Origin of the sequence: Frateuria sp. GZRR33, from assembly GCF_051900425.1 — a bacterium.
Classification (GTDB): Bacteria; Pseudomonadota; Gammaproteobacteria; order Xanthomonadales; family Rhodanobacteraceae; genus Frateuria_A.
In genome coordinates this window covers 25,949-41,297 of the sequence record NZ_JBHZGK010000001.1, presented here as the reverse complement: position 1 = coordinate 41,297, position 15,349 = coordinate 25,949, and the positions used below count along the sequence as shown (strand labels likewise).

17 protein-coding genes are annotated in these 15,349 nt (G+C 70.4%); 7 read left to right on the top strand and 10 right to left on the bottom strand.

The features are described from left to right. Positions 1-98 precede the first annotated feature (98 nt). Positions 99-578: a DUF456 domain-containing protein gene (locus ACFWZU_RS00260; protein ID WP_439699405.1), complete on the top strand. Its 480-nt coding sequence runs from the start codon at positions 99-101 to the stop codon at positions 576-578. 70 nt (positions 579-648) lie between these two features. Continuing rightward, the gene (locus ACFWZU_RS00255) at positions 649-2,424 is read left to right on the top strand and encodes a DUF885 domain-containing protein (RefSeq protein ID WP_439699404.1); all 1,776 of its coding nucleotides are present in this window, start codon (positions 649-651) and stop codon (positions 2,422-2,424) included. A 241-nt stretch (positions 2,425-2,665) separates the two neighbouring features. Here the strand turns inward: ACFWZU_RS00255 and trhA are convergent, their stop codons facing one another. Continuing rightward, complete coding sequence (trhA, locus tag ACFWZU_RS00250) at positions 2,666-3,331, bottom strand: PAQR family membrane homeostasis protein TrhA (RefSeq protein WP_439699403.1); 666 nt, start codon at positions 3,329-3,331, stop codon at positions 2,666-2,668. 91 nt (positions 3,332-3,422) lie between these two features. Beyond that, on the bottom strand, positions 3,423-3,857 hold the full coding sequence (locus tag ACFWZU_RS00245; protein ID WP_439699802.1) for a hypothetical protein: 435 nt from the start codon (positions 3,855-3,857) through the stop codon (positions 3,423-3,425). A gap of 177 nt (positions 3,858-4,034) precedes the next feature. Between ACFWZU_RS00245 and ACFWZU_RS00240 the strand changes: the two genes are divergently transcribed. The 3 genes from ACFWZU_RS00240 to ACFWZU_RS00230 all read left to right on the top strand — a co-directional run bounded on the left by ACFWZU_RS00240 (position 4,035) and on the right by ACFWZU_RS00230 (position 6,780). Beyond that, positions 4,035-4,694, top strand: a complete 660-nt coding sequence (locus ACFWZU_RS00240) for an energy transducer TonB (RefSeq protein ID WP_439699402.1) — start codon at positions 4,035-4,037, stop codon at positions 4,692-4,694. 89 nt (positions 4,695-4,783) lie between these two features. Beyond that, a complete protein-coding gene (locus tag ACFWZU_RS00235) occupies positions 4,784-5,353 on the top strand; it encodes a cysteine dioxygenase (RefSeq protein ID WP_439699401.1) in 570 nt (189 codons plus the stop codon). 23 nt (positions 5,354-5,376) lie between these two features. Then, positions 5,377-6,780, top strand: coding sequence for an FAD/NAD(P)-binding protein (locus ACFWZU_RS00230; RefSeq protein ID WP_439699400.1), 1,404 nt, complete (start codon positions 5,377-5,379; stop codon positions 6,778-6,780). Positions 6,781-6,848: 68 nt separating this feature from the next. Here the strand turns inward: ACFWZU_RS00230 and ACFWZU_RS00225 are convergent, their stop codons facing one another. After that, positions 6,849-7,217, bottom strand: a complete 369-nt coding sequence (locus tag ACFWZU_RS00225; protein ID WP_439699399.1) for a hypothetical protein — start codon at positions 7,215-7,217, stop codon at positions 6,849-6,851. Between the two features lie 80 nt (positions 7,218-7,297). Here ACFWZU_RS00225 and pncA point away from each other — a divergent pair, with 80 nt between their 5' ends. After that, on the top strand, positions 7,298-7,939 hold the full coding sequence (gene pncA, locus ACFWZU_RS00220; RefSeq protein WP_439699398.1) for a bifunctional nicotinamidase/pyrazinamidase: 642 nt from the start codon (positions 7,298-7,300) through the stop codon (positions 7,937-7,939). 393 nt (positions 7,940-8,332) lie between these two features. Here the strand turns inward: pncA and ACFWZU_RS00215 are convergent, their stop codons facing one another. The 7 genes from ACFWZU_RS00215 to ACFWZU_RS00185 all read right to left on the bottom strand — a co-directional run bounded on the left by ACFWZU_RS00215 (position 8,333) and on the right by ACFWZU_RS00185 (position 11,605). Continuing rightward, positions 8,333-8,521 carry a CPXCG motif-containing cysteine-rich protein gene (locus ACFWZU_RS00215; RefSeq protein ID WP_439699397.1) on the bottom strand — a complete coding sequence of 63 codons (189 nt, stop codon included), beginning with the start codon at positions 8,519-8,521 and terminating at the stop codon, positions 8,333-8,335. After that, positions 8,505-9,005, bottom strand: a complete 501-nt coding sequence (locus ACFWZU_RS00210; RefSeq protein ID WP_439699396.1) for a PIN domain-containing protein — start codon at positions 9,003-9,005, stop codon at positions 8,505-8,507. Before ACFWZU_RS00210 ends, ACFWZU_RS00215 begins: the two co-directional genes overlap by 17 nt. Positions 9,006-9,015: 10 nt before the next feature. After that, complete coding sequence (locus ACFWZU_RS00205) at positions 9,016-9,747, bottom strand: HAD family hydrolase (protein WP_439699395.1); 732 nt, start codon at positions 9,745-9,747, stop codon at positions 9,016-9,018. Between the two features lie 85 nt (positions 9,748-9,832). After that, entirely contained in the window at positions 9,833-9,988 is a 156-nt protein-coding gene (locus ACFWZU_RS00200; RefSeq protein ID WP_209615534.1) for a DUF3309 family protein, read from the bottom strand. A 318-nt stretch (positions 9,989-10,306) separates the two neighbouring features. Continuing rightward, entirely contained in the window at positions 10,307-10,681 is a 375-nt protein-coding gene (locus ACFWZU_RS00195; RefSeq protein ID WP_439699394.1) for a YciI family protein, read from the bottom strand. Positions 10,682-10,742: 61 nt separating this feature from the next. Next, positions 10,743-11,297 carry a hypothetical protein gene (locus ACFWZU_RS00190; protein WP_439699393.1) on the bottom strand — a complete coding sequence of 185 codons (555 nt, stop codon included), beginning with the start codon at positions 11,295-11,297 and terminating at the stop codon, positions 10,743-10,745. A 116-nt stretch (positions 11,298-11,413) separates the two neighbouring features. Further along, a complete protein-coding gene (locus ACFWZU_RS00185) occupies positions 11,414-11,605 on the bottom strand; it encodes a KGG domain-containing protein (protein ID WP_338030337.1) in 192 nt (63 codons plus the stop codon). Positions 11,606-11,817: 212 nt separating this feature from the next. On the opposite strand from ACFWZU_RS00185, the gene mfd reads away from it, so the two are divergent. Next, positions 11,818-15,258 (top strand): transcription-repair coupling factor, encoded by a 3,441-nt coding sequence (gene mfd / locus ACFWZU_RS00180; protein WP_439699392.1) that lies wholly within the window; start codon positions 11,818-11,820, stop codon positions 15,256-15,258. The last annotated feature ends 91 nt before the right edge of the window (positions 15,259-15,349 follow it).

Below are 15,349 nucleotides of genomic sequence, written 5' to 3'. Positions count from 1 at the left end.
GCGATCGAAGCGGCGGCCTGGAGCCAAGCTACCCCTCCGGCGCTTGTCGACACCGACGAACGCCTGCACATTCGAACCATTGCCCCCGGAGACCGCCGATGGAAATCGCGCTCTACCTGCTCGCCGCGCTGCTCATCGTCGGCGGCCTCGCCGGTACGGTGCTGCCCATGCTGCCGGGCATCCCGATGATCTTCGGCGGCATCTGGCTGGTCGCCGCGGTTGACGGCTACCGCCACCTGGGCCTCGCCTGGCTGCTGGTGATCGGCTCACTGGGCGCGCTGGGCGTGCTGGTCGACTTCGTCGCCGGCGCGATGGGCGCCAAGCGGGTCGGCGCCAGCCCGCGCGCGCTCTGGGGCGCCACCATCGGCACCGTGGTCGGCATGTTCCTGGGCATTCCCGGATTGATCTTCGGCCCGTTCGTCGGCGCGCTGGTGGGCGAGCTTTCGGCCGGCACCAGCGTGCTGCGCTCGGCCCACGTGGGCGCCGGCACCTGGATCGGCCTGCTCGCCGGCACGCTGGTCAAGCTGGTGATCTCGTTCCTGATGGTCGGCCTGTTCGGCCTGGCCATGCTGCTCTAGACCTTAAGGCACAGGCGCGCCCCGGCCACGCCCGCGTACGCTGCGCCGGCCATCCAAGGAGGAAAACCCCATGCGCAAGACCCTTGCCCTCGCCCTGGCCGCCACGCTGGCCACCGCCGGATCGCTGCACGCACAGGCCGCGCCCAGCGCCTGGGTCGAACGCAGCAACGCCGACGCCAAGGTGCTGCTGGACGCCATTGCCCGCTTCAGCCCGGAATTCGCCACCCAGGTCGGCGTGCCCGGTTTCGACACCAAGGTCGCCGACCTGAAGCCCGGCATCGACGCACGCTCGCGCGCCGCGCTGGTGGAGGCCAAGGGCAAGCTGGAGAAACTGCTCGCCACGGAGAAGGACCCGAACGTGCGCGAGGACCTCAGGATCATGATCGAGGCCAGCGCCCAGCAGATCGAGGGTATCGACCTCACCCGCAAGTACCTGCTGCCGTACAACGACATCGGCTCGCTGATCTTCAGCGGCGAGTTCGCGCTGCTGAAGGACGATGTCGACGCCAGGCGCCGTCCGTCCGCGCTCAAGCGCCTCCAGTGCTACGTCGGCAAGGCGCCCGGCTGCACGCCGATCACCGAAGAGGCCAAGGCGCTGACCACGGCCCGGCTGGGCGAGAAGTCGCTGCTGGGCCCGTACAAGGGCGAGGTCGAGCAGAAGCTCGCCAACACGCCGCGATACGTCGAGGGCATCCGCCAGCTGTTCGCCAAGTACAAGCTCGACACGCCCGAGGGCAAGGCTGCGCTGGACGCGCTCGATGCGCAGCTGAAGGACTACGACGCCTGGGTGCGCAGCACCGTGCTGCCACGCGCGCGCACCGACTTCCGCCTGCCCGAGCCGCTGTACGCCTACAACCTCAAGCAGGTCGGCATCGACATTCCGCCCGAACAGCTGATGAAGCAGGCCGAGTTCGAGTTCATGGAACTGCAGGGCATGATGCAGGCGCTGGCGCCGGTGGTGGCCAAGGCCGAGGGCATCGACGCCACCGACTACCGCGACGTGCTCAAGGCGCTGAAGAAGCAGCAGCTCACCCGCGACCAGGTCGAACCCTGGTACCACGAGGTGCTCGGACACATCGAGGACACCATCCGCGACAAGAACATCGTCACGCTGCCCAAGCGTGCGATGCAGATGCGCCTGGCCTCCGAGGCCGAGGCCGCGCAGACGCCCGCGCCGCACATGGACCCGCCGCCGTTCCTCAACAACCACGGCGAGCGCGGCACCTTCGTGCTGACCATGGGCAACCCTGGCAACGGCAAGGACAACAGCCAGGCCTACGACGACTTCACCTTCAAGGCGGCCGCCTGGACGCTGACCGCGCACGAAGGCCGCCCCGGCCACGAACTGCAGTTCGCCGCGATGGTCGAGCGCGGCGTCTCGCTGGCGCGCAGCCTGTTCGCCTTCAACAGCGTCAACGTGGAAGGCTGGGCGCTGTATGCCGAGTCCGAGATGCTCCCCTACGAGCCGCCGGCCGGCCAGTTCGCCGCGCTGCAGGCCCGCCTGATGCGCGCCGCCCGCGCCTACCTCGATCCCATGCTCAACCTGGGGCTGATCACCCGCGAGCGCGCACACGACGTGCTCACCCACGACGTCGGCCTCTCCGAGGCCATGGCCCGCCAGGAACTGGACCGCTACACCTTCAACAGCCCCGGCCAGGCCACGGCGTATTTCTACGGCTACCTGCGCCTGCAGCAGCTGCGACTGGAGACCGAGCTGGCGCTCGGCGACAAGTTCGACCGCAAGGCCTTCAACGACTTCGTGATCGGCCAGGGTCTTCTGCCGCCGGCACAGCTGGCCGAGGCGGTGCACACGCAGTTCATTCCGGAACAGAAGCAGAAGAAGTAATCACGCAACGGTTCGAGCACGGGTTGGCCCGCGCGCGAGCGGCAAGGGGCGCTGCTCATGGCGCGGCGCCTGGCGGATCAGCCCAGACGACAGGACGCCGGCCGGGTTTTCGACGAGCCTCGAGCTCGTCGAAGACCCGCCACCCGCACGCTTACCCGAAGGGCGCCATCAAGGTTACTCCCAGGCGAGCCCCGGCCCCTCGCCCCACCACTCTCGCCGGAGGGGAAAGGGAGCTAGGCGCTCAGTCCGGGATGACGTAGAGCAGCACGGCCAGGTAATGCAACACGCTGCCGGCCAGCACGAACCCGTGCCACACCGCATGGTGAAAAGGCAGCCGCTTGCACAGATAGAACGGCACCCCCAGCGTGTAGGTCGCCCCACCCGCGATCAACAACACCAGCCCACCCGGCGCCAGATGCGTGCGCAACGGCTCGAACGCCACCAGCGCCACCCAGCCCATCGCCACGTAGATGGACACCGCCAGCCAACGCGTCTGGATGCGCCGCAACAGCCCGAGCTCCAGCGCGCTGCCGACCAGCGCCAGGGTCCAGATCGCAGCGAACAGGCCCCAGCCCCATGCCCCCGGCAACACGATCAGGGTAAACGGCGTATAGGTCCCGGCGATCAGCAGGAAGATCGCGATGTGATCGAGCGTACGCAGCACCCGCCGCGGCAGCTCGCCGGGGATCGCGTGGTACAGGGTCGAAGCGGTGTAGAGCAGGATGAGCGTGCTGCCGAACACCGCGCAGCTGACCACGGCCCGGGCATCCCCGCGCAGTGCGGCGAACGCCACCAGCGTCGCCAGGCCGCCGATGCTGAGCAGGATGCCGATGCCGTGGATGAGCGTGCTGGCCAGCTCGTCGCCGAAACGGTAGCGCGGCGGGCGGACGGCGGAAGGCGCGGGCATGGAAGGCTCCAGGACGGAAAGGCCGGGCGGCCACCCTACCATACCCGCGCGTATCGTTTATGCGACGGACGTCTGGACGTCCAGGCCGGTGTTACTGCTCGATGATGAACGCGCCGAACGCGACACCCAGGTTCCAGCCTTCGCCCTTGCCGCTGAGCGCCAGGCCGACGTTGCCCTTGGTCAGCACCTGTGCGCCGGCCGACTTGACCGCGCCGGCGTGCGCCTCGGCGTTCGCGTAGTGGCCGAGCACCTCGTGGATGTCGTACACGCCGCTGAACTTGCCGATACCGTTGTCGATGTGCGTCTTGCCGAAGGTGAGCCCGCCGCCCTTGGCGCTCAGCTTCACGTGCATGGTCTGGCCGTTGCTGCAGTGGACGGTACCGCTGCCCTTGGCGGTCTTGTAGAACACCGACCAGCCCGACAGCGAGAAAGTCATCTTGCAGGAGATCTCGCCCGCGTGCGCCGGGGCCGGCAACAGCGCCAGCCCGCCCGCCAGCAAGGCCAGCGCGCCCAGTTTGCTCAATATCGTCATGATTGCCTCCCGGCGGCCCCCGCGGCCGCGCCGGAGGATTGTGCGGCAAGAGCGCCACGGCGGGAATGCTTGCGCGCGGGCGATCGGCAGGCCTAGGCTGGCATCGCGCCGGCGCGATTCCCTCTGCCCGCAAGGCAGCGTGCCTGCGCCAAAAGCACAGGAGGATCGCCCATGTCGTCCGCAACCCTGGCTTCATCCCGCACGCACGCCCATCCCGACCCGGTCCGCATCACCGCGCTGAGCGCGGCCATGGCCATCAACCTCACCGTGTTCGTCGCCGCGACCCGGCCGCTGCCGCCGCTGGCGCTGCCGCGACTGGACACCTCGGCGCTGACCACGCGCTTCATCCCGCCCAAACCCGAACCGGTCGAGGCACCGCAGCTGCCGGCCATCCTGCCGGTCACCCGGCACACGCCCGTGCATGTCGCGCCGCCGATCGCCAGCACCCTGCACATCAGCGACGAAGGGACGCTGGCGGCGGCGCCGATCCACGTTCCCACGATCGCCCCACCGGTGATCGGTGCGAGCCCGGCCACCGTGCCGGGCGAGCCGGTCGAGGCCAGCCTTGCCTACCGCAGCGCGCCGCTGGTCTTTCCGGCGCAGGCGATCCGCCAGCACATGCACGGCACCGTGCTGCTGCGCGTGCTGGTGGATGAAGCGGGCAAGCCGGTGGACGTGATCGTCGAGCTGAGCAGCGGCTACGCGCTGCTCGACCGCAGCGCCCGCGAGCAGGTACTCGCGGGCTGGCGCTTCCAGCCGGCCAGCGTGGACGGCCACGCGGTACGCGCCTGGGCGCGGGTACCGGTGAGTTTCGAGCTGCGCAAGCTCTAAAAAAGCCACCCAGCATCGCGCACTGAAGGGTTACGACTGCTTAACGGCGCCCATGCTCCACTGGTCGCCGTTCTTCGTACGGTCCTGCCATGGCAAACCACAGGCAAAGCTTGAAGGCGCTGCGCCGCATCGCGCTGGCGCACTGCCGAGGGGAGCACCCCGACCTGGCCGCCCTCGCCCGCGAACTGGGCAGCGCCGTCCGCCTCCATACAGAAGCTTTCACCGCACTGGCGAGCCGCGTTCGCACCGCCGGTGGCCCGCGTATCCGCCCGCTGCGGACCGGCAGCGCGCAACTGCAACTGCTGCTGATCGCCTGGCCGGCCAACCATGTGTCCGCGCTGCATGACCACGGCGCACACTGGGGCCTGGAAATCCCGCTGCACGGGGCGATGGAAGTGGAGGCCTGGCGCCGCCAGAGCGACGGCGGCGAACCGCTGGCACACGGGCGCCACTGGCTTGGCCCGGGCGATGCGCTGTGGTTCGACGCCGACCAGTCGCGCCTGCACCGCTGCCGCAATCTTTCCGTGCGCGAAGCCGCGCTCAGCCTGCACCTTTTCGGGGGCGCCCCGGGCGCCGGCCTGGCCTATGCCCCGCCCCCCTCCACCCGGCAGCGGATGCCCCCCTCGCGGCCGGCCATCGCCGGGCCGCTGCCGGGCTGAGGGCCGGCCACCGGAGAGCCGCCATGTTCCGACGGGTCGCCATCGTTGGCGGCGGCGCCGCCGCCGTCGCCGTCCTCACCGAGCTGGTCGATCGCGCCATCGCGCCGCTGCACCTGGACTGGTACACCGGCGGCGCGGCGCATCCCGGGCGCGGCATCGCCTACGGGACGACCTCGCCGCACCACCTGCTCAACGTGCGCGCCGCCACCATGGGCATGTTCTCGCGCAGGCCGCGCGGCTTCCTGGACTTCGCCCAGCGCGCCGACCCGCAGGTTGCCGGCACCGATTTCCTGCCTCGGCGGTTGTACGGCGACTACCTGGAGGACGAAGCGGCAAACGCCCTGGCGCAATCGCGCAGCCGTGGCGTGGACGTGCGCGTGGTGCCGTTCGCGGCCGATGCGCTGGTCCCGGAGATCGACGGTGTCACGGTGATCCAAGGCGAGCGCGCCAGTCGCGTCGACGCCGCGGTGCTGGCCATCGGCGCATTGCCGGTGCGGCCGATCGCGGGCGTCGAGGCCTCGCTGCTGGCAGAACAGCGCTACATCATCGACCCGTGGGCCTTTCTGGCCTCGGCCGGTGTGCACGCGCCACCGCGCGAAGTCGCGCTGGTCGGGTTGGGGCTGAGCGCGGTGGACGTGCTGCTGGAACTGGCCGACCGCTGGCCCGACACGCACTTCACCGCGGTTTCCCGCCACGGCCGCCTGCCGGCGGCGCACCTGCCGGTGGCGACCGTCCCGGACGACGACGGCGGCGGGCTGGTCGAGGCCATGCAGGACGCACCGGAGATCCGTCGCTGGCTGCGCCTGCTGCGCGAGGCGATCGCCGCCAGCGAAGACTGGCGCGTGGTGATCGACAGCCTGCGCCCGTCCACGCATCAATTGTGGGAAGCACTGCCGCTGGCCGAACGCGCACGCTTCCTGCGCCACGCCCGCTGGGCGTGGGAACGCGCCCGCCACCGCATGCCGCCACAGGTCGAACGTCAGGTGCTGGCGCTCGAACGCGAGGGACGACTGAAGCGGGTGAGCGGCCACGTCACCGCCGCGCGGTCGCGCGACGGACGGGTCGAGCTGGAGGCGTGGCATGCCGGCGCCAGCGCATCGCTGCTCGCGGACCTGGCGATCCAGACCATCGGCCTGGACACCGACGTGCGCAACACGCTCCACCCGCTGATGCGCCAGATGGTCACCAACGGCCACGTCACGCCCGACCCACTGGGGCTGGGCTGCCAGGCCACGCCGGATGGCCGCCTGTGCCATGACGGCACGCCGTGGCCACGGTTGTTCGGTATCGGCAGCCTCATGCGCGGCGCGCGCTGGGAATCGATCGCGATGCCGGAGATCCGGCTGCAGGCGCGCGTGCTGGCCTCGCAGATTCTGGAACCGGCCATCGCGCCGGTACGGCGGCGGCTGGCGTCGCATGCCGGATGAAAGCGCAGGTGGGTCTCAGCCCATCGTGCAAACGATCGCGAGCGGCGATGGACTGACGCCCCTCGCGATCACTTGCGTCGCGCGGCCCATTCGCTGGCCATCCAGGCGAGCCCGATGCCGACCCCCACGCCGGCCAGCTCGCACAGCACGCGCGTGCCCAGGCCGTCCGGATCGTGCACTTCGGCCAGCTTCGCGCGCAGCAACTGCACCGACTGCAGGCGCGCGTAATTGAAGTAGAAGAGATCCGCCAGATCGCCACTGCCGGCGAGCGCGACGCCCAGCACGTAGGCCCATGCCATCTGCGCGCCATGGCTCCAGGCCTCGCGCGTGCGCCAGCGGAACAGCAGGAAGAGCAGCGCTCCCGCCACCGCCGCGATCAGGCCGGCCTGCAGGCCGCCGATCCAGCCGTAGCCCATCCAGGATTGGTCGTAGTGCATCGGTTTCCGCCATGGGTGGAACGGGCATTATGCCGGGAAGGGCTGGATGGGAGCGGTGGACGACCCACTACACTTTCCCGATGAACCACGCGCCCTGCCCGCCCGACACCGCCCTGATCCTGGTGGACCTGCAGCCGGACTTCATGCCCGGCGGCCCGCTGGCCTGCCACGAGGGCGACGCCATCGTGCCCGGCATCGACACCCTGCTGCGCGAGCGCCGTTACCGCCACGTGGTCGCCACGCAGGACTGGCACCCGCGCGGGCACGTTTCCTTTGCCGCCAACCATGCGGATCAGGCGCCGTTCGCGCAGATCAACCTGCATGGGTTTCCGCAGACGCTGTGGCAAGTCCACTGCGTGGCCGGGACGCCGGGCGCGGCGCTGCATCCGGCGATCGACTGGACGCCGCTCGACCTGGTCGTGCGCAAGGGCACCGACCCGGCGGTCGACTCCTACAGCGCCTTCCGCGAAAACCACGGCCCGGGCGGCACGCGCCCGCCGACCGGCCTGGCGGGCTGGCTGCGCGAGCGCGGCGTGAGCGAGGTACACGTGTGCGGGTTGGCGCGTGACGTGTGCGTGCTGTGGACGGTGCAGGATGCGCGGGCGCTCGGCTTCCGCGCGCACATGCTGTGGGAGCTGACCCGACCGGTGACACCCGCGAGCGACGACGCCACCCGCGCGGCGCTGGCCTCCCTTTCTCCTGTGGGGAACGGGTCCGGGTGAGGGGCGCGCTGCCACGACACGCCATCCTCGGAGCTTCTTGATCAGTCTCGGTCCGCCTGGAACTTCTCCGCGAGCCCCCGGCCCCTCACCCTGCCCTCTCCCCGGAGGGCAGAGGGTTCAAGCGAGCGGGTAACCAGGACCCTGGCGGCAAACCCAGCTCCCTCTCCCCTCCCGGGGAGCGGGTTGGGGTGAGGGGCCGCTTGCGGAAAAACCGCCGCCTTCGCGATGCATCTGGATGCTTCGCACGGCCGACTCGTCGTGCGAGCCACGGCCCTTCACCCCGCCCTCTCCCGGAGGGAAGAGGGCTCAAGCAAGCGGGTAAGTAGACCCTGGCAGCGAACCCAGCTCTCTCCCCGGAGGGAGGGGTTCTCACACGCGTCGCTTCCCGCTTTTTCAAGCCTCGTTCTCACCCGAGACCGTGGCCCGCGGTTCGCCGTCCCGGTCCACGCTGACATGTACGCCGATCGGTCGGCAGCACACCGGGCAGTCCTCGATATAGGCCTGTTCGCCGGCCGAGCCATCGAGCAGCAACTCGATCCGCTCGCCGCAGTAGGGGCAGGACACGTCAGCGGGGGTCAGCATGGGTTACCTCGCCAGGGCCGGTGGAACCGCTTCCGCAAGCGGACGCAGGGCGCGGGGAAGCGTGCTGCAGCGACCATTGTTCCGGCGTGAGGACCGCAAAGCCGGCATCACGCAGCGTGCGTCGCCCAAGCTTCAGCAAGGCGCTGTCGCGGCTGAGCAACCAGCGTGCGCCGGCCGCGCCGGCCAGGGCAAGGAACTTCTGGTCGTCGCGGTCGGCGCAACGCGGCAGCGGGACGTCGCACGGAAGGGGCGGCAGCGCGCGCACCCGTCGGTCGAACGCCAGCACGGCGCGCGCGCGCCCGATCCCGTCCAGCGCGAGTTGCGGATAGTCCAGTACAGCCAGCCATTCGTCGCGGCAATCCACGGTGGTCACTGCCTCGACGGCGCCGCTGGCGAGTGCGGCGGCCAGCTCCGCGCAGCGCGGGTCGTGGAACACGAACAGGTCCAGGCAGACGTTGGTGTCCAGCACCACGCGCGGCGGCACGAGCGTCACCTCAGGGCGCAGCCAGCGACGCTGCCGCCCGTTCGCCAAGACGCGCCACCGCGGCCGGGATACCGGCCGGCCCGTCCACGCTGAGCAGGCGCTCCTCCTGGCCGCTCAGGCCCGTCTCCAGCTCGTGCGCCCAGGTCACGTGGTAGGGCATGTGCACGGCCCAGCCGCCGAGTGCCAGGACCGGCTCGATGTCCGAGCGCAGCGAGTTGCCGACCATCGCGAACTGCGCCGGCGCGAGGTCGAACTCGCCCAGCACGCGCTGGTAGGTGGCCTCGTTCTTTTCCGACACGATCTCGATGCGGCCGAACAGGTCGGACAGGCCCGACTCGGCGACCTTCTTCTCCTGGTGGAACAGGTCGCCCTTGGTGATCAGCACGATCGCGTGCCGCGCGGCCACCGCCTCGACCGCCTCGCGGACGCCGGGCAGCAGCTCCACTGGATGCTCCAGCACCGTCTTGCCCAGTTGCACGATCTGGTGGATGTCGCGCGCCTCGATGCGGGCATCGGTCAGGGCGATGGCGGTTTCGACCATCGACAGTGTCATGCCCTTGGCGCCGTAGCCGAACAGCTTGAGGTTGCGTCGCTCGGTCGCCAGCATGCTTGCCTGCACCTGGCTGTCGGTGACGTCGATGTAGCGGGCGAGGATGGCCTGGAACTCGGCGCCGGCGGCCTGGTAGTAACCCTCGCTGTGCCAGAGCGTGTCGTCGCCGTCGAATCCGATCAGTTCCAGCATGGGTGCGTGCCGTGGTGGGAGCTGCCCATTCTCCCACGCACGGCGCACACGCGGATCACCCCGGACGGCGATCCGCCTCAGGGTGTCAGTGGAAGACGCCCAGCAGCCAAAGCACGATCACGATCACGATGATCAGGCCCAGGCCTCCGCTGGGGCCGTAGCCCCATGAGCGCGAGTAGCCCCAGGTCGGCAGGCCGAGCAGCGCGAGGATCACCAGGATGACCAGGATGGTAATCAGCATGTATTACTCCTTGCCGTTGAGGGTGCTTGCCATCGTGCGCGCCTCCCCCGTTCAGGGCACGTGAGCCGGCCGACCGGGAAACGTGCAGACGCTGAACAACCGGCCACGCCCTTGCGGCGAAGATGGCGGACGAGTGAAGGAGGCGCCAATGGCGAATGATCCGCCGGCGACGCGGCGTCCGAACTCCTGAGACGGCGGTCGCCTATCGTGCCCGGGCCTCGCGGTCCTCCGCCGCAGGTTCCGATCTGCTTGGCAGTGGCTCGGTTTTTCGTGGCCGCGTCCCTAGTGCAGGACGCGGCCTTTTTTTTGGCCGGCGTTTCAGGCGCCCACGCGCTGGCGCACCGCCTCCATGTCGCGCACCGGGCGCACCTCGATCGCACCGATGCGAGCCCACGGGAAAGTCCGCGCGATGCGCATGGCGTGATCGAGGTCGTCCGCCTCGATCAGGTTGAAGCCGGCCAGGTATTCCTTGGTTTCCGCGAAGGGTCCGTCGAACACCGTGGTGCGCTGCTGGCGCACGCGGAACGAGCGGGCGGTCGCGGGCGGCTCGAGCTGCTGCGAGTCGAGCACGCAGCCCTCCGCACGCAATTCGTCCGCGTGCGCCAGACAGCCGCGCATCAGCGTGTCGAACTCGCCTTCGGGCAGGGCCTGCAGCAGCGCGTCGTCGACGTACACCATCATCAGGAACTTCATGGGCGGCTTCCGGCGGGTGGGGGACGGCCGATTATGGCCGCCCCCCGCGCCCGCTGCAGCCTCAGTGCAGGCGGGCTACCACCTGCTTGCCCAGCGCCAGCACGGCCGGGCGCAGCGTGGCCGGATCGCGGTCCTCCACGCGCAGGTTGATCTGCCCCTGGTAGGCGCCCACGCGCAGCTTGAGCCCCGCCGCGCCTTCGGTCTCGGCAAGGAAGGCCTCGTCGCCCAGCCCGGGCACCGGCGTGACGTTGATGCCACGGCCGGTGAAGTCCCCGCGGTGTGCGGCCAGCGCCTGGCCTGCCTGGTCGGGCGACGTCATGCGGGTGAAGTCGATCAGCAGCTTGGTGCGGTAGTCGCCCGGTTGCGGCTGGTGCAGGTACGAGCACATGCCGCCGGCGCCGGGCTTCTGCTCGGTGACGGTGTCGGCGCCATTGGCCTGCAGGATGGCCGCCACGTCGGCCACCGGCATCAGCTGGCACAGGTCCAGCGGCTGGTCGGCCACTGCCGGCGCGGTGGGCGTGGACGTGCCGGCGGCGGTGTCGGCCGCCTGGTCGTGCGACGAACAGCCGGCCAGCAGCAGGCCGCCCAGCACCAGCGCCACAGGGAAACGCTTCATCGAGGCTTCTCCTTTCAGCCGCACGTCGCGGCCGGGCGATCATAGACGGCCGGACGCCGGACAGGCGAAGGGCGGCCCGGAGGCCGCCCTTCGCACTGGCAATGGACCGACTTCGGTCAGTCGTTCTTGTGGCTCTGCTGGCCGGCCTTGACGTGCTGCTCGTGCGTGCCGCCGCTGCTCTGCTGGCCGGCGCGCACATGCTCTTCGTGCGTGGCGTGGTCGCCGCCACCGGCCTTGCCGCCCTTGCTGGCAATCTCACGCTGCTTGTCCTTGTCCATCGATGCGAAACCGCGCTTGTCGTCACTCATGGCGTTTCTCCTGTCGTTTTCTGGAAGGAAAGTCCGCCCAGCTGGCGAACGCTGACCACCCTAGCGAGCGGCCCATAAAGAAGCCCTTAGCTGCGGATCAACGGGCTCCTCCACAGCCGTCCGTTCACGTTCGTTGCGCGGCGGCCCACGCATAAGCAGCGCTCCCCCTTTCCCTGGCGCCGGTGGTTGCGACCATCGCGCCCGAGTGCACGATGCCCCGATCGATCCCCGCGCCAACCCTCCCCCGTTCCGCCCGTTCGCCCTGCGCGTGGGCCTTGCCGCATGGAAGCGCCCTGGCGCTGTGGACGGTGCTCGCCGCACAGGCACACGAGGGCGTGGTCGTCCTGGTCGCCGACGATCCGCAGCGGGCATGGGTGCTGGAGGACGAGCTCGCGTTCTTCGCCGGCGCCTTGCCGGTGTTGCATTTCCCCGACTGGGAAACGCTTCCCTACGACGAGTTCAACCCGCACCCGCGCATCGTCTCGCAACGCATCGCCACGCTGCAGCGGCTGGCGACGCTGGAACGCGGCGTGCTCGTCGTGCCGGTGACCGCGCTGATGCAACGCATCGCACCGCCGGCTTACCTGGCGACCGGCCTGCGCCTGGCCAGCGGCGACACACTGACGCCGGCCGACGCGCGTCGCGCGCTGGAGGCGAACGGCTACCGGCGCGTGGCGCAGGTGGCCGACCCGGGCGATTACGCGCCGCGCGGCAGCGTGCTGGACGTCTATCCCACGGGCGCGGCGCAGCCATTCCGCGTGCGTTTCGCCGAGGGCGCCGTCGCGTCCATCAAGGCGGTCGATGCCGATACGCAGCGTTCGCAGCAGGCGATCGAGCGCCTCGACTTGCTGCCCGCACGCGAGTTCCCGCTCGATGCCGACGCGGTACGCCGTTTCCGTGCGCAACTGCGCGAGCGCATCGCGGGCGATCCGGAGGCGTGCCCGCTCTACCGCGACATGCGCGAAGGCCTGGCACCCGCCGGCGTGGAGTCCTGGCTGCCGCTGTTCTTCGAACACACCGCCACGTTGTTCGACTACCTGCCCGGATCGCCGTTGTTCGTGCCGCTGCCGGACACGCAGGCAGCCGCCCGCATGCTGTGGGACGAAGCCTGCGCGCGCCACGCGCGCCGCGCGGACGGCCAGGCGCGCCCGCTGCTTCCACCGGATGCGCTGTACCTGGAGCCGACACAGTTGGAGGCCCGGCTGGCGAAGCAACGGCGCGTCCGCTTCGACACCGGGGCGGGCGACAACCCGACCACGCCCGCGCCGCCACTGACGCTGGCACGCGCCAGCGGCGACGCACGCACGCTGGCGGATTTCCTCGACGGGCACGCAGGCGCGGTGCTGATCGCGGCCGATTCGCCCGGCCGCCGTGACGCGCTCGTCGAGGCACTCGACGCGATCGGGCGCGCGCCACGGAACGTCGCAGGCTGGCGTGCCTTCCTCGACCTGCCGGCCAGGCAGGCGCTCGCGGTCACCGTGGCCCCTCTCGAACAGGGATTCGTGCTCGCCCAGCCGCCGCTGGCCGTGCTGACCGAGCGCGAGCTCTACGGCCTGCGCGCCCGTCGGCCCCGCCGGCGCAGGCACGAAGGCGGGCCGCTTGCACCGCGCGGCGAGCTGGCCGAGCTGCGCGAAGACGAGCCGGTGGTGCACGTGGACAGCGGCGTCGGGCGCTACCGCGGCCTGCAGGCGATGGAGCTCGGCGGCAGTCCCGGAGAGTTCCTGGCGATCGAATACGCCAAGGGCGACAAGCTGTACGTGCCGGTGACCCAGCTCGGCCAGGTCAGCCGTTACGCGGGCACCTCGCCCGAGCGCGCGCCGCTGCATGCGCTGGGCAGCGGCGCGTGGGAACGTGCGCGCGCCAAGGCGGCCGGGGATGTGCGTGATGCCGCGGCCGAGCTGCTCGCGCTGCAGGCGGCCCGCGAAGCGCGCAGCCGGCCGCCGCTGAAGATCGACCGCCGCCAGCTGGCCGCTTTCGCGGCCGACTTTCCTTACGAGGAAACGCCCGACCAGCGTGCGGCGATCGACGCGGTCATGGCCGACCTCGCCGCTCCGCGCCCGATGGACCGGGTGATCTGCGGCGACGTCGGCTTCGGCAAGACCGAAGTCGCGCTGCGCGCCGCCTTCGCGGTCGCCAGCGCCGGCAAGCAGGTGGCGGTACTGGTGCCGACCACCCTGCTCGCGCAGCAGCACTGCCGCAGCTTCGTCGAGCGCCTGGAAGGCTGGCCGGTGACGGTCGAGGCGATCTCGCGCTTCCGCGCGGGCAGGAAGCTCGACGCCACGCTCGAGCGCCTCGCCGATGGCCGCCTGGACATCCTCATCGGCACGCACAAGCTGTTGCAGCCACAGGTGCGCTTCCATGACCTGGGGCTGGTGATCATCGACGAGGAGCAGCGCTTCGGCGTGCGCCAGAAGGAGCGCCTCAAGCAACTGCGCAGCGAAGTGGACGTGCTCACCATGACCGCCACGCCGATCCCGCGCACGCTGGGCATGGCGCTGGGCGGGTTGCGCCACCTCTCGCTGATCGCCACGGCGCCGACCGAACGCATCGCGGTACGCACCACCGTCACGCCATGGGACCGGGCGCTGATCGCCGACGCGCTGCGGCGCGAGCTCGCGCGCGGCGGGCAGGCCTATTTCCTGCACAACGCGGTGGAAAGCATCCAGCGCATCGCCGACGAACTGCGCTCGCTGGTGCCCGAGGCGCGGCTGGCGGTGGCACACGGGCAGATGAAGGCGGGCGAGCTGGAACAGGTGATGGGCGCGTTCCTGCGGCGTCGCTACAACGTGCTGGTCTGCACCACCATCATCGAGACCGGCATCGACATACCCGGCGCCAACACCATCGTGATCGACCGGGCCGAAAACTTCGGCCTGGCGCAACTGCAGCAGCTACGCGGGCGGGTCGGCCGCTCCGCCCGGCGGGCCTACGCCTACCTGGTGGTTTCCGATCCGGACACCATGACCGAAGAGGCTCGCCTGCGGCTGGATGCGTTCGCCGCGGAAGAGGAGCTGGGCGCCGGTTTCGCCCTGGCCGCACGCGACCTGGAGATCCGCGGCGCCGGCGAGCTGCTGGGCGAGGAGCAATCCGGCCAGATCCAGGCCGTCGGCTTCAGCGTTTATGCCCGCCTGCTGGAACGCACCGTGCAGGCGCTCAAGGACGGGGAGGAACCGGACGTCGACCTCACCCGCGGCGATACCGTCGTCGAGCTGCACCTGCCGGTGCTGATTCCCGACGACTACGTGCCGGATGTCCCCACGCGACTGGCGCTGTACAAGCGCATCGCCGGGGCGGACGCCGAAGAGGCGCTGCATGCCTTGGAAATGGAGCTGGTCGACCGCTTCGGCCTGTTGCCCGAACCCACCGCACGCCTGTTCGCGCTGGCGCGGCTGCGGCTGATGGCGCAACCGCTGGGTATCGCCCGGGTGGACATGGACCACCACGGCGGCGTGGTGGTGTTCGGCCGCGGGACGACGGTCGACGCCGCGGCCCTCGACCGCCTGATCGAGGCCCAGCCGGAGGTCTATGCGCGGGAGGACGAGGATCGGCTCGCCGTCACGCTGGATCTGGCCGAACCGGCGGACGCCATGCGCGCGGCTGAAGAACTGCTGGTGCGCCTTGGTGCGCGTCGCCCGGAAGCGGACCTTTCGTAGGGTGGGCTTCAGCCCACCGCAAGGTCGCGGGAAGGTGGGCTGAATCCCACCCTACACAAGACCCGGCCCTCGCATGGAGAGCCGGGTCCGG

What these genes read in the sequence shown, in the direction of transcription:
- ACFWZU_RS00205 (WP_439699395.1), bottom strand. Translation starts at nt 9,747, where the DNA reads ATGCTGGAACTGATCGGATTCGACGGCGACGACACGCTCTGGCACAGC.
- ACFWZU_RS00235 (WP_439699401.1), top strand. Translation starts at nt 4,784, where the DNA reads ATGGCAAACCACAGGCAAAGCTTGAAGGCGCTGCGCCGCATCGCGCTG.
- ACFWZU_RS00195 (WP_439699394.1), bottom strand. Translation starts at nt 10,681, where the DNA reads ATGAAGTTCCTGATGATGGTGTACGTCGACGACGCGCTGCTGCAGGCC.
- mfd (WP_439699392.1), top strand. Translation starts at nt 11,818, where the DNA reads ATGCCCCGATCGATCCCCGCGCCAACCCTCCCCCGTTCCGCCCGTTCG.
- ACFWZU_RS00215 (WP_439699397.1), bottom strand. Translation starts at nt 8,521, where the DNA reads ATGCTGACCCCCGCTGACGTGTCCTGCCCCTACTGCGGCGAGCGGATC.
- ACFWZU_RS00200 (WP_209615534.1), bottom strand. Translation starts at nt 9,988, where the DNA reads ATGCTGATTACCATCCTGGTCATCCTGGTGATCCTCGCGCTGCTCGGC.
- trhA (WP_439699403.1), bottom strand. Translation starts at nt 3,331, where the DNA reads ATGCCCGCGCCTTCCGCCGTCCGCCCGCCGCGCTACCGTTTCGGCGAC.
- ACFWZU_RS00185 (WP_338030337.1), bottom strand. Translation starts at nt 11,605, where the DNA reads ATGAGTGACGACAAGCGCGGTTTCGCATCGATGGACAAGGACAAGCAG.
- ACFWZU_RS00255 (WP_439699404.1), top strand. Translation starts at nt 649, where the DNA reads ATGCGCAAGACCCTTGCCCTCGCCCTGGCCGCCACGCTGGCCACCGCC.
- ACFWZU_RS00240 (WP_439699402.1), top strand. Translation starts at nt 4,035, where the DNA reads ATGTCGTCCGCAACCCTGGCTTCATCCCGCACGCACGCCCATCCCGAC.
- pncA (WP_439699398.1), top strand. Translation starts at nt 7,298, where the DNA reads ATGAACCACGCGCCCTGCCCGCCCGACACCGCCCTGATCCTGGTGGAC.
- ACFWZU_RS00190 (WP_439699393.1), bottom strand. Translation starts at nt 11,297, where the DNA reads ATGAAGCGTTTCCCTGTGGCGCTGGTGCTGGGCGGCCTGCTGCTGGCC.
- ACFWZU_RS00225 (WP_439699399.1), bottom strand. Translation starts at nt 7,217, where the DNA reads ATGCACTACGACCAATCCTGGATGGGCTACGGCTGGATCGGCGGCCTG.
- ACFWZU_RS00260 (WP_439699405.1), top strand. Translation starts at nt 99, where the DNA reads ATGGAAATCGCGCTCTACCTGCTCGCCGCGCTGCTCATCGTCGGCGGC.
- ACFWZU_RS00230 (WP_439699400.1), top strand. Translation starts at nt 5,377, where the DNA reads ATGTTCCGACGGGTCGCCATCGTTGGCGGCGGCGCCGCCGCCGTCGCC.